19 protein-coding genes are annotated in these 20,707 nt (G+C 55.4%); 6 read left to right on the top strand and 13 right to left on the bottom strand.

The window, feature by feature from the left end; all coding sequences use genetic code 11:
- Window positions 1-9: 9 nt before the first annotated feature.
- The 11 genes from ACFOWX_RS07700 to chrA form a co-directional block, all read right to left on the bottom strand.
- On the bottom strand, window positions 10-795 hold the full coding sequence (locus ACFOWX_RS07700) for an outer membrane protein assembly factor BamD (protein ID WP_381422865.1): 786 nt from the start codon (window positions 793-795) through the stop codon (window positions 10-12).
- 173 nt (window positions 796-968) lie between these two features.
- Window positions 969-3,245, bottom strand: coding sequence for a polyribonucleotide nucleotidyltransferase (pnp, locus tag ACFOWX_RS07705; RefSeq protein ID WP_381422867.1), 2,277 nt, complete (start codon window positions 3,243-3,245; stop codon window positions 969-971).
- A 166-nt stretch (window positions 3,246-3,411) separates the two neighbouring features.
- Window positions 3,412-3,681: a 30S ribosomal protein S15 gene (rpsO, locus tag ACFOWX_RS07710; protein WP_381422869.1), complete on the bottom strand. Its 270-nt coding sequence runs from the start codon at window positions 3,679-3,681 to the stop codon at window positions 3,412-3,414.
- A gap of 24 nt (window positions 3,682-3,705) precedes the next feature.
- On the bottom strand, window positions 3,706-4,644 hold the full coding sequence (gene truB, locus ACFOWX_RS07715; RefSeq protein ID WP_381422871.1) for a tRNA pseudouridine(55) synthase TruB: 939 nt from the start codon (window positions 4,642-4,644) through the stop codon (window positions 3,706-3,708).
- Window positions 4,641-5,216 carry a thymidine kinase gene (locus tag ACFOWX_RS07720; protein WP_381422873.1) on the bottom strand — a complete coding sequence of 192 codons (576 nt, stop codon included), beginning with the start codon at window positions 5,214-5,216 and terminating at the stop codon, window positions 4,641-4,643. The genes truB and ACFOWX_RS07720 overlap by 4 nt, the downstream gene beginning before the upstream one ends.
- A 39-nt stretch (window positions 5,217-5,255) precedes the next feature.
- Window positions 5,256-5,660 carry a 30S ribosome-binding factor RbfA gene (gene rbfA / locus ACFOWX_RS07725; protein WP_381422875.1) on the bottom strand — a complete coding sequence of 135 codons (405 nt, stop codon included), beginning with the start codon at window positions 5,658-5,660 and terminating at the stop codon, window positions 5,256-5,258.
- 21 nt (window positions 5,661-5,681) lie between these two features.
- Window positions 5,682-8,195 carry a translation initiation factor IF-2 gene (infB, locus tag ACFOWX_RS07730; protein WP_381422877.1) on the bottom strand — a complete coding sequence of 838 codons (2,514 nt, stop codon included), beginning with the start codon at window positions 8,193-8,195 and terminating at the stop codon, window positions 5,682-5,684.
- Between the two features lie 14 nt (window positions 8,196-8,209).
- The gene (locus tag ACFOWX_RS07735; protein ID WP_381422879.1) at window positions 8,210-8,860 is read right to left on the bottom strand and encodes a DUF448 domain-containing protein; all 651 of its coding nucleotides are present in this window, start codon (window positions 8,858-8,860) and stop codon (window positions 8,210-8,212) included.
- Between the two features lie 43 nt (window positions 8,861-8,903).
- Window positions 8,904-10,511: a transcription termination factor NusA gene (nusA, locus tag ACFOWX_RS07740; RefSeq protein ID WP_381422881.1), complete on the bottom strand. Its 1,608-nt coding sequence runs from the start codon at window positions 10,509-10,511 to the stop codon at window positions 8,904-8,906.
- Window positions 10,512-10,514: 3 nt separating this feature from the next.
- Window positions 10,515-11,063 carry a ribosome maturation protein RimP gene (gene rimP, locus ACFOWX_RS07745; protein ID WP_381422883.1) on the bottom strand — a complete coding sequence of 183 codons (549 nt, stop codon included), beginning with the start codon at window positions 11,061-11,063 and terminating at the stop codon, window positions 10,515-10,517.
- 143 nt (window positions 11,064-11,206) lie between these two features.
- Window positions 11,207-12,523, bottom strand: a complete 1,317-nt coding sequence (gene chrA, locus ACFOWX_RS07750) for a chromate efflux transporter (RefSeq protein WP_381422885.1) — start codon at window positions 12,521-12,523, stop codon at window positions 11,207-11,209.
- A gap of 100 nt (window positions 12,524-12,623) precedes the next feature.
- Between chrA and ACFOWX_RS07755 the strand changes: the two genes are divergently transcribed.
- The gene (locus ACFOWX_RS07755; RefSeq protein WP_381422887.1) at window positions 12,624-13,769 is read left to right on the top strand and encodes a PQQ-dependent sugar dehydrogenase; all 1,146 of its coding nucleotides are present in this window, start codon (window positions 12,624-12,626) and stop codon (window positions 13,767-13,769) included.
- Between the two features lie 22 nt (window positions 13,770-13,791).
- Here the strand turns inward: ACFOWX_RS07755 and ACFOWX_RS07760 are convergent, their stop codons facing one another.
- Window positions 13,792-14,634, bottom strand: a complete 843-nt coding sequence (locus ACFOWX_RS07760; RefSeq protein WP_381422889.1) for a DUF1499 domain-containing protein — start codon at window positions 14,632-14,634, stop codon at window positions 13,792-13,794.
- Window positions 14,635-14,750: 116 nt separating this feature from the next.
- Between ACFOWX_RS07760 and ACFOWX_RS07765 the strand changes: the two genes are divergently transcribed.
- The 5 genes from ACFOWX_RS07765 to ACFOWX_RS07785 are packed head-to-tail and all read left to right on the top strand — an operon-like array spanning window position 14,751 to window position 18,992.
- Window positions 14,751-16,064 carry an MFS transporter gene (locus ACFOWX_RS07765; protein WP_381422891.1) on the top strand — a complete coding sequence of 438 codons (1,314 nt, stop codon included), beginning with the start codon at window positions 14,751-14,753 and terminating at the stop codon, window positions 16,062-16,064.
- Between the two features lie 2 nt (window positions 16,065-16,066).
- Window positions 16,067-16,573 (top strand): GNAT family N-acetyltransferase, encoded by a 507-nt coding sequence (locus tag ACFOWX_RS07770; RefSeq protein ID WP_381422893.1) that lies wholly within the window; start codon window positions 16,067-16,069, stop codon window positions 16,571-16,573.
- Window positions 16,574-16,612: 39 nt separating this feature from the next.
- Window positions 16,613-17,191: a DUF1285 domain-containing protein gene (locus tag ACFOWX_RS07775; protein ID WP_381424969.1), complete on the top strand. Its 579-nt coding sequence runs from the start codon at window positions 16,613-16,615 to the stop codon at window positions 17,189-17,191.
- Window positions 17,188-17,772 carry a CoA pyrophosphatase gene (locus ACFOWX_RS07780; RefSeq protein WP_381422895.1) on the top strand — a complete coding sequence of 195 codons (585 nt, stop codon included), beginning with the start codon at window positions 17,188-17,190 and terminating at the stop codon, window positions 17,770-17,772. Before ACFOWX_RS07775 ends, ACFOWX_RS07780 begins: the two co-directional genes overlap by 4 nt.
- Window positions 17,769-18,992: a CCA tRNA nucleotidyltransferase gene (locus ACFOWX_RS07785; protein ID WP_381422897.1), complete on the top strand. Its 1,224-nt coding sequence runs from the start codon at window positions 17,769-17,771 to the stop codon at window positions 18,990-18,992. Before ACFOWX_RS07780 ends, ACFOWX_RS07785 begins: the two co-directional genes overlap by 4 nt.
- On the opposite strand, the gene ACFOWX_RS07790 is transcribed toward ACFOWX_RS07785, so the two are convergent.
- Entirely contained in the window at window positions 18,950-20,695 is a 1,746-nt protein-coding gene (locus ACFOWX_RS07790) for a putative bifunctional diguanylate cyclase/phosphodiesterase (protein ID WP_381422899.1), read from the bottom strand. The genes ACFOWX_RS07785 and ACFOWX_RS07790 overlap by 43 nt on opposite strands.
- Between the last annotated feature and the right edge of the window lie 12 nt (window positions 20,696-20,707).

Genomic DNA, 20,707 nt, shown 5'->3' on the forward strand with positions numbered 1-20,707 from the left:
AAGGCAAAATCAGGCTGTTGGCGCGTGCTTTTGCATTAAAGCGTAGGCGCGTTCATACCATTTGCTACCCGGATAGTTGTTGCCCAGCACTGCCGCCGCTTTTTTGGCTTCCTCTGGTACGCCCATCGCCAGATATCCTTCGGTAAGCCGGTATAACGCCTCTGGTGTATGCGTGGTGGTTTCATATTTGTCGACCACTTCGCGGAACCGGAGGACGGAGGCCAGCCATAACGACCGACGCTGATAAAAACGGCCAATTTCCATTTCCTTACCCGCCAGATGGTCATTGACCAAATCCACCTTCAACCGGGCGTCGGCGGCATAGCGCGTATCGGGATAACGGCGCTGCACCTCACCCAGCGCGGCGAGCGCCTGCTGCGTTATTTTTTGATCACGGGTTACGTCGCTAATCTGTTCATAATAGCTGAGCGCAATCAGATAATAGGCATAGGGCGCGTCTTTATTACCCGGATGGATCGATAGAAACCGGCGAGATGCCTGAATCGATTCATTGTATTTTTCGCCCATATAATAGCTAAAGGCGCTCATTAACTGTGCGCGGCGTGCCCATGGCGAATAAGGATGCTGCCGCTCCACCTCGTCAAACAGCGCGGCCGCGACCGGATATTGTTTGCGGTCCAACCGGTCCTTTGCGGCATTATATAACGTATTCACATCGCGCGCGACATAGCGTGTATCTTTGCCGCTGCCCCCGCCGCCGCCCAAAGAAGCACAGCCGGTAAGCACAGCAGTTGAGAGGGCAAGGATGACGGGCGCAAGAATTTTTCTGTTCATAAAATGTCCTTAGAGCCTGTTGACGCATTGGCCAAGAGTGTAACTGCACTTTGGCGATCATTGCTGTATCGGATATGAATGATCGGGCCAGTTGACCGAAAAGTTCACATTCCAGTTGCAGAAACAAAAAGGGCCGCCGAAGCAGCCCTTTTCTTAACCGTTAAATCGGATGATCAATCCTGAGTGATAAAGTCGGGAAGGCCGGCATCGCCGCCATCTGATCCGCCTTTTTCACCGGCGTCACGCTTGGGTCCGCGGTCACGGCGGCCGCGGCCACCATCACGGCCCCGGTCATTCCCGCCTTTACGAGGACCACGATCGGCGCGCGGTTCGCGGGCAGGACGGGTATCTTCCAGCTCTTCACCGGTTTCTTGATCGACAACACGCATCGACAGGCGCACCTTGCCGCGTGGATCGATTTCCAGAACCTTGACCTTTACTTCCTGTCCTTCGGTCACAACGTCGGTGACTTTTTCGACGCGCTCATTCTTCATTTCGGAAACATGGACGAGGCCATCTTTACCGCCCATGAAGTTTACGAATGCTCCGAAATCAACGATATTGACGACTTTACCATCATAGATTTTGCCGATTTCGGCTTCCTCAACAATGCCCTTGATCCAATTGATCGCAGCTTCAATCGCTGCACCGTCGGACGAGCTGACCTTGACCAGACCTTCATCGTCAATGTCGACCTTCGCGCCGGTTTCAGCAACGATTTCGCGGATAACCTTACCGCCAGTGCCGATGACATCGCGAATTTTCGTCTTATCAATTTGCAGCGTTTCGATGCGCGGCGCATGGCTCGACAATTCGGTCCGCGATGTGCCCAATGCCTTGGTCATTTCACCCAAGATATGCGCACGGCCTTCTTTCGCCTGTGTCAAAGCTGCTTTGAAGATTTCTTCGGTAATGCCAGCGATCTTGATATCCATCTGCATCGTGGTGATGCCATTGGCGGATCCAGCTACCTTGAAATCCATGTCACCCAAATGATCTTCATCGCCCAAAATGTCGGACAATACGGCAAATTCATCGCCTTCGAGGATCAAGCCCATCGCAATGCCCGATACCGGGTTTTCAATCGGCACACCGGCATCCATCATCGACAGACAGCCGCCGCATACGGTCGCCATGGATGACGAACCGTTAGATTCGGTAATGTCCGACAGGATGCGGATAGTGTAAGGGAAATCGTCAAATTTCGGCAATACCGGGTGCAATGCACGCCATGCCAGCTTGCCATGACCAACCTCGCGGCGGCCAGGTGCACCGAAACGGCCGACTTCACCGACCGAATAAGGCGGGAAGTTATAGTGCAGCATGAAATTGCTGTAGCTAAGGCCATCCAAACCGTCGATCATTTGCTCGCTATCTTTGGTGCCCAAAGTGGTGGTGCAGATTGCCTGCGTCTCACCGCGTGTGAACAAGGCTGAACCATGCGTACGCGGCAGAAAGCCAACAATGCTTTCAATCGGACGGATTTGATTGACCTTACGTCCATCGATACGCTGTCCGTCTTTCAGGATCGCACCGCGCACGATTTCAGCTTCCAGCTTTTTCATCACCTTGCCAGCAACCATCTGCGTTTGCGGCTCGGCGCTTGCATAATGCTCTTTCGCTTTTGCGCGAGCTTCATTCAGCGCATTGGAGCGCTTGGATTTGTCGGTGATTTTATACGCTGCGGCAATGTCCTTGCCGATCAGCTTTTTCAATTCCGCCTTCATATCGGCCGTATTGTCGGACAGATCGATTTCCCAAGGATCTTTTGCAGCCTGCTCGGCCAGATCGATAATCGCGTTGCAGACCTTCTTAATCTCATCATGCGCATAAAGAACCGCACCGAGCATCACTTCTTCGGACAATTCTTTCGCTTCGGATTCGACCATCATCACGGCATTGCCAGTGGCGGCCACGACCAGATCCAATTCGCCCTCGGCAACTTCGGCCATATTGGGGTTCAACTGATATTCGCCTTCTTTATAGCCGACACGCGCAGCCGCGATTGGGCCCATGAAGGGAACACCCGAAATGGTGAGCGCAGCAGACGCGGCAATCATCGCCAAAATATCAGGCTCGGTTTCACCATCATAGCTCAGCACTTGGCAAATGACGTTGATTTCGTTGTAGAAACCTTCTGGGAATAGCGGACGGACCGGACGGTCGATCAGGCGCGAAACCAGTGTTTCTTTTTCAGTCGCGCCGCGTTCCCGCTTAAAAAAGCCGCCGGGAATCCGGCCAGCAGCGGAGAATTTTTCTTGATAATGCACGGTAAGCGGGAAGAAATCCTGTCCCTCTTTCACCGATTTTGCAGCTGTTACAGCGCAAAGAACAACGGTTTCGCCATGGGTCGCGAGCACCGCGCCATCGGCTTGACGAGCAATACGGCCCGTTTCCAGAGTGAGGGTTTTTCCGCCCCATTCCATCTCTACTTTTTTCACATCAAACATATATTTTCCTTAAATCCCGCCTGCCCTATGCAGTGCGGGGCCTTCTGATAATGCAGGAATTCCGTCCTGCGGCAGTCGGGGACTTCATGCCCCTATGGCTGGTTCACCGAATTGCAAACCTGCCCCTTATGCAAAAAGCGGCCCGCTGGGGGCCGCCTTCCGTATCTTATTTCCGCAGACCAAGCTTTTTGATCAAAGTGGCATAACGCTCTTCATCAGTCTTTTTCAAATAGGCGAGAAGCGAGCGACGCTTATTCACCATCATCAAAAGCCCGCGGCGTGAATGGTTATCCTTGTGGTTGGCTTGAAAATGGTCGGTCAGATTGTTGATCCGCTCCGTCAAAATCGCAACTTGCACCTCGGGAGAACCGGTATCGCCTTTTTGACGGCCATATTCTTTAACCAGCTTGGTTTTGCGCTCTATTGTAATAGTCATATTTTTCCTTCGAACATCCTTGTTTCAAATATTGAAGCCCCGGACGATTTTAAGCGTTCCCGCAAATAGCTCTATCATCGCAACAGGCCGCATTTCCGCGTCTCTTGCCCAATAAAGACCATCATCCGTGGCAATTCCCGTTACAACACGGCCCTGTCGGACCGCCATTACCGCGTCGGGAGAAAGGTCAAGAACCGGGATGTCGTCCAGTCCAGCCTCAAACGGTAATATGAAATCATTTGCTGCGGCCCCTTCGCCGATTTCATTCAATTTGTCCAGCGAAATCGCGCTTTCCAACGAAAAAGGTCCGGCTTTGACGCGGCGCAGCATGGTGACATGACCAACTGTCCCCGCCGCATGGGCAATATCGCGGGCAAGACTACGGATATATGTCCCTTTCGACACATGGGCAGTTAACCTAACTTCTGCTAATTCCGCCGCGTCTCCGGTCCCCTGCATGGTGATTTGGTGCTCATCGACAGGCGGGGACACACGCAGAGAATATATGGTCACCTCACGGCTTTTCATCTGAACCGCTTCCCCCGCCCGCGCCAAATCATAGGCACGCTTGCCGTCAATCTTGATGGCGGAAAAGGCGGGCGGAATTTGCTCAATTACCCCGGTGAATTGCGGCAAGATCGTCTGTATCTGCGCCAAGGTTGGCCGGACATCTGATGTCGCCACAACCTCACCCTCCGCATCGAGCCCAGCGGTTTCGTTGCCAAAGTGGATTGTGAAATCATATATTTTGCTGGCATCCAGCATCCGCCCGCATAGCTTCGTTGCCTCGCCCAGCGCAACCGGCAACACGCCGGTCGCCAGCGGGTCAAGCGTGCCGCCATGGCCGACCTTTAACTTGCCATAACCTGCGCTACGCAAATTCCGCTTCACCGCCGCCACCGCCTGCGTTGAGCCAAGGCCGAGGGGCTTATCAAGGATAATCCAGCCGTTGATACCGCTCATTTCATTTTTTCCATGAAATGCTTTCGGCACAGCGCGACATAGCGGTCATTGCCGCCAATTTCGGTCTGCGCGCCCGCCTTAACCGCATTGCCCTGTTCATCCACGCGCAGGTTCATGCTGGATTTTCGTCCGCATTCGCACACCGCCTTGAGTTCGATTAACGCATCGGCAATGCCCAGCAAAGCCGCGCTGCCGGGAAATAATTCTGCCTGAAAATCGGTGCGCAGGCCATAGCATAGCACGGGTATGCTCAGATCATCGGCCACCCGTGCGCATTCAAAAACCTGATCCTTGGTCAGAAACTGCGCTTCATCCAGCAAAATGCAATCCAGCCGGCGGCGCGTCTTTTCTGCGGCCACAGCGGCGAAAATGTCGGTATCCGCCTCGAATAAATGCGCGTCGGCCCGCAACCCGATCCGCGACGTGATCGCACCGGTGCCAAAGCGGTTGTCGAGCGCAGCGGTCCATAACATCGTCGCCATGCCCCGTTCCCGATAGTTGAAATCGGCCTGCAATAATGTGGTCGATTTGCCTGCATTCATGGAGGAATAATAGAAATACAGCTTGGCCATATGCCGCTCCCGCTCCCGCTCACCGCGATATTATTTTGATTATTCCTCGGCCCCGTCCCAATCCTGCCGAACCTTGGGCTGGTTCAACAGTTTTTCGATATGAGCACCTTCATCAAAACTTTGATCGGGCAGGAATTTAATCTTTGCGGCATATTTCATCTTCACCCGTCCGGCGACTTCCTTCTGAAAAAACGCCGTATTGGTGCGCAGCGCCTTTAACACTGCCTCCTCATTTGCGCCGAGCAAAGGCTTGATAAAAACCGTCGCATGGCGCAGGTCGGGCGACATACGCACTTCAGTGACGCTTACACTCGTGCTCGTCAGCAGCTCGTCATGGACCTCTCCGCGTGCCAGCAGCTCCGACAATATATGCCGGAACTGTTCGCCCACACGCAGCAACCGGACAGACCGGCCTTCGGGGAAGGTGTCATTATGCTTGGCCATAATATCGCTAGTTAGCAGGCGTTATAGCACCCGTTCACGCTCCTCGACTTCGAAAATTTCCAGCATATCGCCTGGCTGCACATCGTTGGTGTCGGCCAATACTGCACCGCATTCCATACCAGCCCGGACCTCATCGACATCATCCTTAAACCGGCGCAGCGATGCGATCTTGGTCGCGCTGACAATAACATCTTCGCGGGTAAGGCGGGTGTTGAGACCTTTTTTGATCAGGCCTTCGGTCACCAGCAAACCAGCGGCTTTGTCGCGCTTGCCCGATTTGAAGACATCCTTGACTTCGGCGCGGCCCACGACCGTTTCGATAATCTCTGGACCAAGCTCACCCGCCATTTCTTTGGCGATATCTGCGGTCAAGTGATAGATCACGTCGAAATATTTCAACCGCACACCATCGCGTTTTCCAATTGCGGCGGCCTTGCTGTTCGGACGCACGTTAAAACCGATTAGCGGCGCGTTGCTATTCGCCGCCAATTGCATATCGCTTTCGGTGATACCGCCGACACCGCAATGCAGAACGCGCACTTTAATGTCGTCCGTTGACAAATTGGTGAGCGCGGTCACGATCGCTTCTGCGCTACCCTGCACATCGGCTTTGATGACCACCGGATATTCCATCGCCCGGTCAGCGGCCACCGATGAGAAGAGATTCTCCATCGAAACCGGTGCCTGCGTTGTGCGCGCCTTATTTTGCTGTTCCTTGCGGTAACTGGCAACTTCGCGGGCACGCGTTTCGTTTTCAACGACGGTTAGGACATCTCCTGCGGACGGCACGCCCGATAGGCCAAGGACCTCAACCGGCATACCCGGCGTCGCTTTCTTCAACTGCTTTCCATGATCGTCAATGACCGCGCGAACCTTACCGCTTTCTGCGCCGACCACAAAAGTATCGCCGCGCTGCAAGGTGCCGCGCTTAATCAATACCGTTGCCACCGCGCCGCGGCCCTTATCCAGCTGCGCCTCAACAACCACTGCTTCTGCGGGGCGGTCGGGATTGGCGGATAATTCCATCAATTCTGCTTGCAGCGCCAATTTCTCAATCAACTGATCCAAATTGGTTTTCTTAAGCGCGGAAATTTCGACATCCTGCACTTCGCCGCCCATGGCCTCGACAATGATTTCATGTTCGAGCAAACGCTCACGCACTTTTTGTGGATTCGCGCCTTCTTTGTCGATTTTGTTGATCGCAACAATCATCGGCACGTTGGCTTCTCTGCAATGTTTGATCGCTTCAATTGTTTGCGGCATCAAACCATCGTCGGCGGCAACAACCAATATCACAATATCGGTCACGCTCGCACCGCGTTGGCGCATTTGCGTAAAGGCTTCATGGCCCGGCGTATCGAGGAACGTAATAACGCCGCCTTTTTTGGTTTTGACCTGATACGCACCAATATGCTGCGTAATGCCGCCCGCCTCACCAGCGGTCACATTTTCACCGCGCAGGGCATCGAGCAAGCTGGTTTTACCATGGTCGACATGACCCATGACAGCCACAACAGGCGGACGGGGTTTCAACGTCGCCGGATCGTCTTTCTCGGTTTCTTCATCATGAACGATATCAATATCGGAATCCGAAACCCGCTTCATAATATGGCCAAATTCGGTGACCAGCAATTCGGCGGTATCTTGATCGATCGCCTCATTCACGGTGATCGGCATACCCATATTAAACAAGGCTTTAACCAAGTCGCTGGCTTTTTCCGCCATACGTCCGGCCAGCTCCTGAACGGTTATAACCTCTGGAACCTTGACCTCGCGGCTTTGCTTGGGCTGTGCTTCGCGGCTTTTGCCGCCACCTTGCAGGCGCTTTTCTTTTTCCCTTGCGCGTTTCAGCGCAGCCAGCGAGCGGGCACGTGCCCCCTCATCATCGTTCAGCGCGCGGTTAACGGTCAGCTTGCCAGATTGACGGCGGTCGCCCCGGTCGCCGCGTCCAGGCCGGGCAACTTCTTTTTTCTTATCATCGCGCGGCGCTCTTTTGGGCGATTCCACAGGCGTGAATTTACGCGCAGGCGGCGGAGAGGCTTCCATGCTGGCAATTTCTTCCGGCGTAACCTCTGGCTCTGCTGATTTCTCTTCAACAGCAGGGGCAGCCGGCGGCGGCGCTTCTTCGGCCTTCCGGTTTTCGGCGGCGCGCGCTTTTTCTTCTTCGGCGGCCTTGGCCCGCTGCTCATCTTCGCGGCGCCGGTTTTCTTCAAGCATCGCAAGCCGGGCTTCTTCGGCTTCGCGCAGCAATTTGGCCTGACGCTCCTGACGCGACATCATATCGTCGGCCAGCGGCTTTTTCTTGGCCGCAGGGGGCGGCGGGGGCGCAGCAGCAGGCGGCGGAGGCGGCGGAGGCGCCTCTGCCTCCGGTTCATAACCGGGCTTACCAACCAGCTTGCGGCGCTTCACCTCGACAACAACCTTATTGGTGCGGCCATGGCTGAAGGTCTGCTTGACTTCACCCGACTCCACCGAACGCTTCAAGCCCAATGGCTTGCGTGTCAAAGTCGGTTTATTTTCTTTTTCGTCACTCATTACAGACCTAGTCCCTATTCTTCACTTTTGGTGGATCCGGCGCTTTCTGACCGCTTCACCCCATCTTGGGACGAACCGATACCGCATCCGTTAAAATTTAGCCAGCGGCCAAGGTGGTTCATCACCCTGTCAGCCGCTTTTTTTTCGGTCAGCGCGATATGAACGGCATTGCTGCGTCCCAGCGCCTTTGAAATAACCTCTCGGTCAACCGGCAGCTTAATACCGCCCTGCCCCGATCCTTCGGCATCACGCCCAACACGAAGGCTTTGATCGCGTTTGCCGCTGCCATCTGCGCTCGCGTCGCTTGCATGGAGCAGCAAATGCACCATACCGCTGCGCGCGGCGGCATCAACCTTATCCGCGCCGCAGATTAAATTGCCTGCCCGCGCTTCCAGCCCAAGCCGGTTCAGCCAAGCCTGCTGCAATGCGCCGTTAATCCGTTCCGCCAAATCGTCCGGCAGGTGGATTTGCTTGACCTTGAAAGCGTGCTTCAGCGCGCCTTCCAGCTTGCCCTTGGCCTGCGCCTCGGACAGCTGCCCTGCGGTCACACCAATCCACGCGCCGCGCCCGGGTGCTTTTGCATTCACGTCGGGGGCAACATCACCATCCGGACCAAGCGCGAGGCGGATTAGCGCGCTGTTTTCAGCACGCTTTCCGCTCAACACACATTTCCGAACCGGATCTGCTTTTTCTAGAGCCTGTTGGTTCTCATTGGGAGGTGTCCGCGGCAACGGCGTCCTCCTCATCTTCGAACCAATGCGCACGCGCGGCCATGATAATTTCATTGCCTTGTTCTTCGGACAGACCATAGACCGCCAAAATTCCGGCTTTATCTTCCGCGCGCTTACGCTCGTTACGATCATTGCCGCGGCGGCTGTCGCTGCGGGCTTTCTGAATCAATTCGTCGGTAGCGAGATCGGCCAGATCATCCAGCGTTTTAACCCCCGCCTTGCCCAATGTAACCAACATAGCTTCGGTCAAATGCGGCAATTCAGCGAGCGCATCTTCGACGCCCAATTCGCGGCGTTCGGTCCGCGACGCTTCTTCCTTGCGTTCCAAAGCTTCCAACGCCCGGCTTTGCAATTCTGCGGCCAGATCTTCGTCAAAACCTTCGATAACCGCAATTTCTTCGGCGGCTACATATGCCACCTCTTCGAGTTCGCCAAATCCTTCGGCCACCAAAAGCTGCGCCAATGTTTCATCGACATCCAGCTCATTTTGGAACATTTCGGACCGCTCGACAAATTCCTTCTGACGCTTCTCACTCGATTCCGCCTCGGTCATAATATCGATACCGCGCCCGGTCAGCTGCGATGCAAGCCGCACATTCTGTCCGCGCCGTCCAATGGCGAGCGACAATTGATCGTCGGGAACCACCACCTCGATGCGGTTTTCATCTTCATCAATGACAACGCGGCTCACGGTTGCGGGTTGCAATGCGTTGACGATAAAGGTCGCGGCATCCTCGCTCCACGGGATGATGTCGATTTTCTCGCCCTGCATTTCCTGCACCACGGCCTGAACCCTGCTGCCCTTCATACCGACGCAGGCACCCACGGGGTCAATCGAGCTGTCATAGCTGATAACGCCGATTTTCGCGCGGCTACCCGGATCACGCGCAGCAGCCTTAATTTCAATCACACCGTCATAAATTTCGGGAACTTCCTGCGCGAACAGCTTGCGCATGAAGTCTGGATGAGCGCGGCTGAGCAGGATTTGCGGCCCGCGATTTTCGCGCTGCACCTTCATAATCAGGGCGCGGACACGGTCGCCAGTGCGCACGGCTTCGCGCGGGATTTGTTGATCGCGGCGGATCACACCCTCAGCGCGGCCCAAGTCAACAACGACATGACCAAATTCAACCGATTTCACAACGCCAGTGATAATCTCGCCCGCGCGGTCCTTAAATTCTTCATATTGCCGCTCACGCTCAGCATCGCGGACTTTCTGAAAAATCACTTGCTTGGCGGATTGCGCATCGATCCGGCCCAGATCCACCGGCGGCAGCGGATCAACAATAAAGTCGCCAACCTTCGCTCCTTTTTGCAGCTTGTCAGCTTGCTTTAGGTCAACCTGTTTGAAGTAATCCTCGACTTCGTCAACCACCTCAACCACGCGCCACAAACGCAGATCGCCGGTTTGCGTGTCCAATTTCGCGCGAATGTCATTTTCTGCGCCATAGCGGGCCCGCGCCGCCCGCTGAATAGCCTCTTCCAACGCTTCGACGACAATAGCCTTGTCGATCATTTTTTCCGAAGCGACCGCATTTGCGATAGCGAGCAATTCGGCCTTATTGGCGGAAATCGGATTTGCCATGGTTCAGTCTTCCTGTTCGTCTTCTAAAGTGTCGTCTTGCTCGATTTCGTCGGCCCCGTCACTCATCACGGGCGCAGTCGACGCAATCAAGCGATCTGTCAAGGTAAGCTTTGCGCTTTCCACATTTTCCATCCGGAAAACGGTGCTGCCATTTTTGCGGTCGTCGATGCTGATATCCTCACCATCAACGCCCAATATATCTCCGCGCAGCGTTTTGCGACCATCCACCAAACTGGCCAGTTTCACGCTTGCCTCATGCCCTGCCCAATCGGCATAATCGGACAGCCGCGTTAACGGCCGGTCAATGCCGGGCGAGCTGACTTCCAGCCGGTATGGCTCCTCTATCGGGTCCGCCTCATCAAATTTTTCCGAAATGCGCCGTGAAAGGGCCGCGCAATCCTCAATCACCAACTGCCGCGTATCGGGCCGTTCCGCCATAATTTGCAGTGTCAGGCCATCTTCGCCGCTCAACCATTTGACGCGCACCAAGGCAAAGCCCAACGCTTTCGCTTCGGGTTCAATCAGAGGGATAAGGGCGTCTATTTCGGTCAAGTCACATCCTGCAATATAGTCGGTTCAAAATCGCAATACAAAAACCGCCAGCCCTTTTCAGCGCCAGCCCCAAATAGTATCACAATTTCGGGATACCCGCCAAATAGGATCATGCACGCGCAAATGCAAGGGGAATTTCGCTGCTACGTCATCAGCGTTAATAGCATTCCCAGACCAAGGCTAACCCCCATAACCCGCAACAGGCCCCATTTGAGATATAGCAGCAAAATGCCCGCAATCAGCGACAATATTGCGGCTTTGCCATTCAAGCTAACAAGGTCGGGAACGGTCATATGGAATGGGCCAGACTCTATCACATGGCTCGCATTGAACAGAAAATGGATCGCAAACCAAAGCGCCAGATTGGCGATGACGCCGACTACCGCCGCCGTTACCCCCGCCAAAGCCGCAGATATGGCGGCATTGCCGCGCAGCCTTTCAATATGCGGCGCGCCGACGAATATCCACAAAAAGCAGGGTAAAAACGTGACCCAGCTGGTCAGCAGCCCGCCCAATATACCCGCGAGCATCGGGTCCAGCCCGCCCGGATTGCGATATGCCGCCATAAAGCCCACAAATTGCAGCACCATAACCAACGGCCCCGGCGTCGATTCCGCCATGCCCAGCCCGTCGAGCATCTCCCCGGGCGCGAGCCAGCCCTTCCCCGTCACCGCAACTTGTCCGACCCATGCCAAAACCGCATAGGCCCCGCCAAACGTCAAAATCGCAAGCTGGCTGAAAAACAGTCCTATGTCGCTCCAGATGCTTTTGGGGCCGGTGGCAAACAGCAACCCGGCCAATGTCCCGCCCCACAGCACCGCGATGGCTATCGCGGCGCGCTTTGTGCTGCCCTGCTTATTTGCATCATCACTCAGCTCCGCCGGCGCTTTTTTCAGCAGCAAATATCCAGCTACGGCCGCAGCAATCACGACCAGCGGAAATGGCGCTGCAAAAAAGGCAAGCGCAATGAAAGCCACAACCGCGATGGCTTTTGCTTGCAGGTTGCTCAGCGCCTTTGCGCCAATGCGGAGCAGCGCCGACAGGACAATCGCCAGAACCGCCGCCTTCATCCCGAAAAATAACCCCTGCATCCATCCCGCATCGGCAAAGCTGACATAGGCAACCGACAGCGCCATGATCGCTGCCATCCCGGGCAGAATAAAGAATATGCCCGCCAACAAACCCCCTTTGATCCCGTGCATCATCCATCCGCAATAGGCCGCTAGCTGCATCGCCTCTGGCCCCGGCAACAGCATGCAGAAATTCAACGCGTGCATAAAACGGTCGTGGCTGATCCACCTTTTTTCCTCAACCAATATCCGGTGCATGACGGCAATCTGCCCTGCTGGCCCGCCAAAACTGAGCGCTGCAATCTTGCCCCATGCGGGCAATGCCCCCGATAAAGAAGGCAATGAATTTAACGGCGCATCTGGATGCGCCGGTTTCGTCAATTCAACCATCGCGCCTTTATGCGCCGGTTGGAACCGAACAGGAAGCAGAGAGTTGCATCTGACAGCGGCAATACCTACTTGTTGAAAAAGCCAAAATCAGGAGCGAGCCATGAAACCCATCTTCCCCATTTCCGCATTGAGCCTATTTGCAATCGCCTGTTCTTCCAATCAAGCAGGAGCAAATGATCCTCAAACAGCGTCCAGCGACGCGCCTTTTCAGGTAGAGATCGCAGGTGATTTTGATGAACCTTGGGCGATGACATTCCTTCCGGGCGGTGATGCGCTGGTCACCGAAAAAACCGGCAAGCTACTGTGGCGGAAAGCGGGCGGCGATATCGCCGAAGTCGCTGGCGTGCCCAAAGTCGATTATGGCGGCCAAGGCGGGCTTGGCGATGTCATCATCGCCCCCGATTTTGCGACCAGCAAAACGGTTTACCTCTCTTATGTTGAAGCCGGCGAAGATGACACTCGCGGCGCGGTCGCCGATATGTTCACCCTTGATACCACCGGCGCTACGCCGAAACTGATCAATGGCAAACGTATCTGGACGCAATATCCAAAAGTCACCGGAAAGGGGCATTATTCGCACCGGCTGGTCTTCTCACCCGACGGCAAATATCTGTTCATCGGATCGGGCGAGCGGCAGAAATTCGACCCGGCGCAGGATATGGACAGCAATATGGGTAAGATTGTCCGGCTCTTCCCCGATGGCAGCATCCCCAAGGACAATCCTTTCTACACAGAGGGCAATCCCGTCCGTTCGCAAATCTGGTCACTGGGGCACCGCAATATATTGGGCATCGCCTTTGACAGTGCGGGGCAGCTTTGGAATCAGGAAATGGGCCCGGCGCATGGCGATGAGCTGAACCTAGTCAAACCCAAGGCGAATTATGGCTATCCCATTGTGTCCAATGGCGATCATTATGATGGCCGCGATATTCCCGACCATACCGAAGGCGACGGATTTGAAGCGCCTGCGGTTTGGTGGAACCCGGCCATTTCGCCCGCAGGCCTTGCTTATTATAACGCCGACCTGTTCCCCGAATGGAAAAATTCGATGTTCATCGGCGCATTGGGCGGTGAAGCCTTGGTCCGTGTGCAGCTGAACGGCGATAGCGCGGCAAAGGCCGATCAATGGCAAATGGACGCCCGCATTCGCGAAGTTGAAACTGGCCCTGATGGCGCGTTATGGGTGCTTGAGGACGGCGGCAAGCGCGGCGAAGGCCGATTGTTGAAACTAACGCCAAAACGCTAAAGCAAAACCAGCCTGCCTGCTGCTATTCCGCCGTTGTCACCGTCCCCGCCAAATCGGCGAGGAAAGAGCGTACGCGTTTGGCATTCACGCCAAGGTCGCTTTGGCCAACCCTGCTGACCGAGCGCATATCGATGATGCTTTCTTTGCCATCATCGGTTGGGCGGACGCGCAGCACAATGTCGTCCTTAAACCGGAATAAGGTGCTCGTTTCGGTTGCTTCCATCCGGCCTTGTTCCGGCTGGAAGGATGCTATTTCCCAGCCGCGCGCCTTGGCCAGCCGCTGCGCCTTTGCCATTACTTCGCCCACCGGCTGCGCAATGCGGACGGTGCGGATATCGGAATAAGCTTCCTGATGAATTTTGGTCCATCGCTGCTGCGGATTCAGCCCGCGCATATCTTCATCCTCGGCGCCAGGGACGTTATCGAGATTGTCGGCACGCAGCGGCAGGGCCTGAAACGCAGGGGGATCGGCGAGATCGGTGGAAATATCGTGAATGCGCGGTTCTGCCTTGCCAGCCATATTGGCGAGCCATCCGGCATAAAATAGAGCGATAGCGATACCGAGCCACAATAGCGGCCGGCGCGCTTTACCTGCACGTTTGCGCAAAAACACAAATAGGCCGCCCAGCAAAACCGCCACGACGCAGACCCAAAAGGACCAGAACATACCCGTTATCGCAAAACCAAAGCCCCAAAGCCCGATCCCCGATCCCACCGGTCCAATCAGTCCCCACAGCGCGGCACCGACAGCCAGCGCCAATATCAAATAGGTTTGCCAGTCCCGCTGCGCCGTAAAACCTCGCGCTACCTCGTTGTCAGCCAATGGCGCATTTGCTGCCGCCGGATCGATATTGTCGCCTGTCATGTCCTATTTCCCTAAAAATGCTTTTCTAATCGTAACCGCTAAACCAAATTCGGCACAAAAACAATTTTCGTTATTTGCATGGACAAAAAACGCGGCTGCCGCCACAGGAAGCGGTAATGTCAGAGCAGACTATCTTGAATAAACGCGCCATGCGCTTTGTGCTGATTACCGTGTTCATCTATTCGGCCGGTTTTGGCATCATCATGCCTGCCCTGCCTGATTTAATTCAAGCGTTGGAGGGCTTTACCCTATCCGAAGCCACCCGCATGGGGGCCTGGATCGGCGCGACTTATGCGATTTTCCAATTTGCGCTCGGCCCTTTGGTCGGCAATTTGGGCGACCGGTTCGGGCGGCGTCCGGTATTTTTGGTTTCGCTTTTTGCCTTTGGCTTTGACTTTTTGCTGATGGGTATGGCGCAGTCGATTGTCTGGTTATTTATAGGCCGGGCCATTGCGGGCGGATTGGGCGCGATATTCGGCCCCGCCAACGCCGCCATGGCCGACCTGTCGGATGAAAAAGATCGCGCCGCAAGCTTCGGTATGGTTGGCGCGGCATTCGGTATTGGCTTTATCATCGGCCCTGCCATTGGCGGCTTGATCGCCGACCCGCATTTGGTTGAGGGCTTGTTTGCGGCAATCGGCATGAATGATACCGCCCGCTTCATGGCCGAACATAGCACCCGCCTGCCCTTCTTTTTCGCGGCGCTAATGGCTTTTGCCAATTTCATTTATGGTTGGTTCGTGTTTCCCGAAACCATGCCAAAGGAAAACCGCCGCCATTTCCGGCTCAATCGCGCCAATCCTCTAGGCGCATTGATGAATTTAGGCACAGTGCCCAGCCTGCTGCCGGTTGCGCTGGTCTATTTCCTGTGGTCTTTTGCGGGTCAAATCTACCCCGCGTCATGGAGCTTTTTTGCAAAGGCGCAATATGGCTGGGACACGAAAATGGTCGGCCTGTCGCTGACTGCTGTTGGTATATCCATGGCTTTTTGCCAGGCCTTAGTGATCAAACGCGCGGTTAACTATTTTGGTGAGCGGCGCACAGCACAAATTGGGATGACATTTGGCCTGGCCGGATTCATCCTCCTCGCGCTAATTACCAACGGTACTATAGCGCTGGTCCTGTGTTTTGTCATGGGACTACAGGGGATTGCGCAACCTGCGCTCAATTCGATGATGTCGCGCCGTCTGCCCGCCGACCGGCAGGGCGAGCTGCAGGGCTTTAACGGCAGCATGGCTGCGCTGGCATTTTTGCTGGCACAATTGATTTTCAACTTCACCCTGGCCTATTTCACCAGCGCCGCTGCGCCCGTCCATTTCCCCGGCGCGCCATTTGTGATCGCGGCGGTATTTGCGGCTATTTCCCTAACGACACTCACCCTACTGCGCCGGGCACCAGAGGCAGAAGCAGAAACAGCAAAAGACGTATAAATATGGTTGAACTTCTCCCGCTTAGCGCGTGCGATCCCGGCGCGATTGAAAATCTGCTGGATGCTGCATTTGGTACGGACCGGAAAAGCCGTACGGCCTATTTGCTGCGCGACGGGACCGCTTGTATGCCTGCTTTGTCTTTTGGGCTTTTATCCAGCACGCATTTGATCGGCAGCATTCAATGCTGGCCGGTTTTGATCGAAGCATCCGACGGCGATAGCGCAGCGATGGTTTTGGTCGGTCCGGTTGCGGTTGCGCCAGAGTTACAGGGGCTGGGCCATGGTCAGGCATTGATGCAAGCGATGGTCGATGCCGCGATGCTGGAGGGCAATCCGCCGATGGTGATGATTGGCGATGCCGAATATTATGGCCGCTTCGGTTTTTCGGCGGCCGAAACAGCGGGCTGGAATTTACCCGGCCCATTTGAGCAGAACCGTCTGTTACTGCGCAATGAAGGCGACTATATCCTGCCGCTAACCGGAATGATCGGGCCTGATATTGGCGATTGAGGGCTTTGCATTCGGCAAAAGCCCCCCTATCTGTTGACTATGCCTTATACACCGCCGCCCGATCTTGCCTCTTTGTCGCTTGCCGAAATCGCCGAGCTGGTGAAACAGCGCAAACTGCCGCCGGTCGATCAATGGAACCCGGAGGCCCAAAGCGACAGTTTCATGCGCATCACCGCCGATGGCCGCTGGTTTCATAAAGGCGGGCAGATTAAACGCCCCGCGATGATCCGCGCTTTTTCGTCGCTGCTGCGATGTGACGATGATGGGCAGCATTGGCTCGTCACGCCTTATGAAAAACAATCGATAGAGGTTGAAGATGCGCCCTTTATCGCAGTCGAAGTGCGAACCGAGGGTGAAGGCGACAATCGCCAATTGGTGCTGCGGCTCAACAGCGATGATCTGGTCCTGCTCGACGGGGATCATCCGCTGGTCATGCGGGAACAACCGCAAGAGGATGGCGCGCCGCCGCTGCCTTACGTAAATGTACGCGGCAATTTATGGGCAAAGCTTGCCCGGCCGGTCTATTATGAGCTGGCCGAAATGGCGCTGGCCGAAAATGCCGATAGCCCGGGCCTGTGGAGCAGCGGATCCTATTTCACATTGGGCAGCAGCATATGAGTTTGATCCAAAGGATCACCGCAGCGATTGATCCGGCCATCGCCATCACCGTTGAGGATGAACGCTATTTGGGTGATGCCGTCGCAGCGCATAGGGCAGCGGCCGTGCTCATCCCGATTACCGACCGCGCCGAACCGGGCGTAATCCTGACGCAGCGGCCGGATAATCTGCGCAGCCACGCAGGTCAGGTGGCATTCCCCGGCGGAAAAATCGACGCGGATGACAATGGCCCGATTGGCGCGGCACTGCGCGAAGCCGAAGAGGAACTCGCTATCCCATCCGCCCAAGTGCAAGTGATTGGCGCGACCGACGATTATTTTTCCGGCAGCGGTTATCGCATCACGCCCGTGCTCGGCATGATCCCGCCCGACCTGACGCTGGTTCCCAATCCGGGCGAGGTTGAGGATTGGTTTGAGGTTCCGCTCAGCTTCCTGCTCGACCCCGCCAACGTCCAGAGAAAAAGCGCGGTGTGGATGGGCCGGGAACGGCAATATTATGATATGCAGTGGCAGGATCGCCGCATTTGGGGTGTTACCGCTGGCATTATCGCCAATCTGGCTCGGCGGATGAGGGCGCTATGACTCAGATGCCCGATGCCGAATGGCTGCATTCTCCGGGTTTGGCCCGGGTGATAGCTGCGCTGAAAAGCAATGACGGCCCGCCGCGCCTTGTCGGCGGGGCGGTGCGAGATAACCTGCTTGGCTTTTCAGTGACCGACATCGATTTGGCCACACCGCTTGTGCCGCAGGATGTCATGGGCCGGCTTGAGGCAGACCGGATCAAGGCCATCCCCACGGGCATCGATCATGGCACGGTGACCGCCGTTGCCGATGGGCATAGCTTTGAAATAACCACCCTGCGCCGCGACGTATCCACCGACGGCCGCCGCGCGACTGTTGCTTTCTCCACCGATTGGCAGGAGGATGCAGCGCGGCGGGACTTTACGTTAAACGCGCTCTATGCCGATCCAGTCACCCGAGAGATTTTCGATTATTTTGGCGGGCTGGAGGATTTGAAAAACCGCCATTTGCGTTTTATCGGCAGCGCGGCGCAGCGCATAGCCGAGGATCATCTGCGGATCCTGCGTTACTTCCGCTTTCTCGCTCGTTTTGGCGGGGGTCAGGTGAATGACGAAGCGCTGGCCGCTTGTTCGGCGGCTGCGGCAAAAATGATGGCTTTGTCGCGTGAGCGAATCGCCAGCGAGCTCATCAAAATCATGGACCTGCCCGATCCGGTGCAGTCGGTTACGCTGATGGCTGAACATGGTATCTTCATGCCATTCCTGCCCGAATATGACCGGATGGCACCGAACCGGCTACAGCGCCTGATCCAGCGCGAAGTCCACGTTGGCCAGCGCACTTCGGCCACGACTAGGCTGCTCTGCCTATTGCCGATCGACGCGCAGGTCGCCGATAAGGCAGCGATGCGGTTGAAGCTGTCGAACCGGATGCGAAAAGAAATTGCCGCCCGGATGAAGGGCAGCGAAATCACCGCATCCACTATCCGTGCCTTCGCTTATCGGACCGATTTGCTGAGTGCCCGCGACGCCGCGATTTTATTTGCGCCGGATGAAGAATTGCCAGCCGCGCTCCGCCAATTGGCCGATTGGCAGATACCGGTATTTCCGGTCAAAGGCGGCGATATTATTGCCAAAGGATTGATTGCCGGGCCTGTTGTTGCCCGCACGATGGAGGAGATTCGGGCGGCTTGGATAGAGCACGCCTTCCCGGACGGCGACGCGCTCGATAGGCTAGTGGATCAGCGCGTGGAGGCCGCTCTGCTCGCTTCTAAAAAGGAATAAGCCGCATCATTGGTGAGCGGTTTTGCATAATAATAGCCTTGCCCAACCGAACAGCCCAGCGATTTGAGGACATCTGAAATCGCTTCGCTTTCAATGCCCTCTGCCGTGGTCTTCATACCCAATGCACTGGCCAATGATAATACTGTGCTGACAATGGCTTGCTTGTCCCTGTCGGTCAGCATTTCGGCAATGAAGCTGCGGTCAATCTTCAAAACGTCAATTGGCAGCTTTTGCAGATAGGCAAGATTGGAATAGCCTGTGCCGAAATCATCCATGGCCAAATTGGTGTCGAGCGCCTTTAACGATTCCAATATCCGTTTGGCCCCGTCCGGATCGTCGACAAAAGCGCTTTCGGTTAGCTCTATGGTCAACCGGTCGCCGGTTATCCCGGCGCCGTGAATGGCCTGTGAAACAGCTTCAGTCACATCATCGCGCAGCATTTGCACAGCCGACATATTAACAGAGATTTTGAACGGCAATTCATGTTCGGCCCGGCTGTCCCAGTCGGCAATGGTGCGCGCCGCCTCTTGCAAGGCCCAGCGGCCCAAAGGAACGATGAGCCCGCTTTCTTCCGCCACGGGTATGAAATCAACAGGTGAAATAAAGCCAAGATCGGGATGTTCCCACCGTGCCAACGCCTCAAAGCCGTTGATCGCACCAGTTTCCAAATCCATCAGCGGTTGATAATGTAGCTCCAACTCCCCGCGCTGGATCGCTCGGCGCAAATCTGTTTCCAGCGAGAAACGCCGCTGCGCATTGTCGACTGCGCCCGGTGCATAAAGTTCAAACCTTTTGCTGCGCTTCGCCCGTTTTAGCGCAATTTGAGCGAAGCGGAGCGTATCCATGGGATCGTCCGTCTCGCTATTACCGATCGCGGCGGCAAAGGCACATTCAACCTGAATTTCCAGATTAGACAGCTGGCACGGCTGCGCAAAAGCATCATTCAGCCGGGCAGCAATATTTTCGACATTGCTGGCCTCATCATCCAACAAGACAAAAAGCGCAAATTCGTTGCCGCCCAACCGGCACAATATTTCGTTGCTGCGTATGCGGCTGTTGAGCCGCCGGGCGACGGTGATGATCAATTCATCGCCCGCCATCGCGCCAACCGATTCATTGATCCGGCTAAACCGCGCAAGGTCAATCAGCAGCACCGCATAACGGGCGGAGCTTTGCCCGTCCCGCTTGGACAGATTTTTGATGGTAAGTTCAATCTCTTCTTCAAAACCGCTGCGATTGAAAAATCCGGTCAGGCTGTCATTCAACATTTCGCGGCGCAAATTGATCCTGCTGATCACTTCTGCGGTGCGGTCAACCATGGTCAGCAGATACATATCCTGACCATCGCCATAGCGGGCGATATTAATTTCCAGTTCCAGTCGGCTGATCGAATCAAGCGACTGCCACCGTTCAAAATGCGATTCGCGCTTTTCCCGATTCATTTTGGAAATGCGGCTGGCAAGATTTTCAAGATCGAGCCCGCGTTCATGCTCCATGCGAGCGATCAGCGCGTCAAACAAATGATTGGTCGATATTAACGACGCAATATCAGATGATTGCTGAACAACAGCCGCCGCGATAGGCAGCGATTTTATCCAGGCATAATGCCCATTTATTGCGCCAACGGGTTTAACAATATTCGTCTCTTCACGAAAATCGGTTTGCGACCCGTGGGCAAATTCCAGTTGATCCCACATTTTCATGAGGACCGGCCT

The organism is Sphingorhabdus arenilitoris (genome assembly GCF_042651485.1).
GTDB classification, from domain to species: Bacteria; Pseudomonadota; Alphaproteobacteria; order Sphingomonadales; family Sphingomonadaceae; genus Sphingorhabdus_B; species Sphingorhabdus_B arenilitoris.

Coding starts and splice junctions, on each gene's coding strand:
- nusA (WP_381422881.1), bottom strand. CDS start 10,511: ATGGCAAATCCGATTTCCGCCAATAAGGCCGAATTGCTCGCTATCGCA.
- ACFOWX_RS07790 (WP_381422899.1), bottom strand. CDS start 20,695: ATGAAAATGTGGGATCAACTGGAATTTGCCCACGGGTCGCAAACCGAT.
- ACFOWX_RS07780 (WP_381422895.1), top strand. CDS start 17,188: ATGAGTTTGATCCAAAGGATCACCGCAGCGATTGATCCGGCCATCGCC.
- ACFOWX_RS07720 (WP_381422873.1), bottom strand. CDS start 5,216: ATGGCCAAGCTGTATTTCTATTATTCCTCCATGAATGCAGGCAAATCG.
- pnp (WP_381422867.1), bottom strand. CDS start 3,245: ATGTTTGATGTGAAAAAAGTAGAGATGGAATGGGGCGGAAAAACCCTC.
- rbfA (WP_381422875.1), bottom strand. CDS start 5,660: ATGGCCAAGCATAATGACACCTTCCCCGAAGGCCGGTCTGTCCGGTTG.
- ACFOWX_RS07785 (WP_381422897.1), top strand. CDS start 17,769: ATGACTCAGATGCCCGATGCCGAATGGCTGCATTCTCCGGGTTTGGCC.
- ACFOWX_RS07765 (WP_381422891.1), top strand. CDS start 14,751: ATGTCAGAGCAGACTATCTTGAATAAACGCGCCATGCGCTTTGTGCTG.
- ACFOWX_RS07700 (WP_381422865.1), bottom strand. CDS start 795: ATGAACAGAAAAATTCTTGCGCCCGTCATCCTTGCCCTCTCAACTGCT.
- rpsO (WP_381422869.1), bottom strand. CDS start 3,681: ATGACTATTACAATAGAGCGCAAAACCAAGCTGGTTAAAGAATATGGC.
- ACFOWX_RS07775 (WP_381424969.1), top strand. CDS start 16,613: ATGCCTTATACACCGCCGCCCGATCTTGCCTCTTTGTCGCTTGCCGAA.
- ACFOWX_RS07760 (WP_381422889.1), bottom strand. CDS start 14,634: ATGACAGGCGACAATATCGATCCGGCGGCAGCAAATGCGCCATTGGCT.
- ACFOWX_RS07755 (WP_381422887.1), top strand. CDS start 12,624: ATGAAACCCATCTTCCCCATTTCCGCATTGAGCCTATTTGCAATCGCC.
- chrA (WP_381422885.1), bottom strand. CDS start 12,523: ATGGTTGAATTGACGAAACCGGCGCATCCAGATGCGCCGTTAAATTCA.
- infB (WP_381422877.1), bottom strand. CDS start 8,195: ATGAGTGACGAAAAAGAAAATAAACCGACTTTGACACGCAAGCCATTG.
- truB (WP_381422871.1), bottom strand. CDS start 4,644: ATGAGCGGTATCAACGGCTGGATTATCCTTGATAAGCCCCTCGGCCTT.
- ACFOWX_RS07770 (WP_381422893.1), top strand. CDS start 16,067: ATGGTTGAACTTCTCCCGCTTAGCGCGTGCGATCCCGGCGCGATTGAA.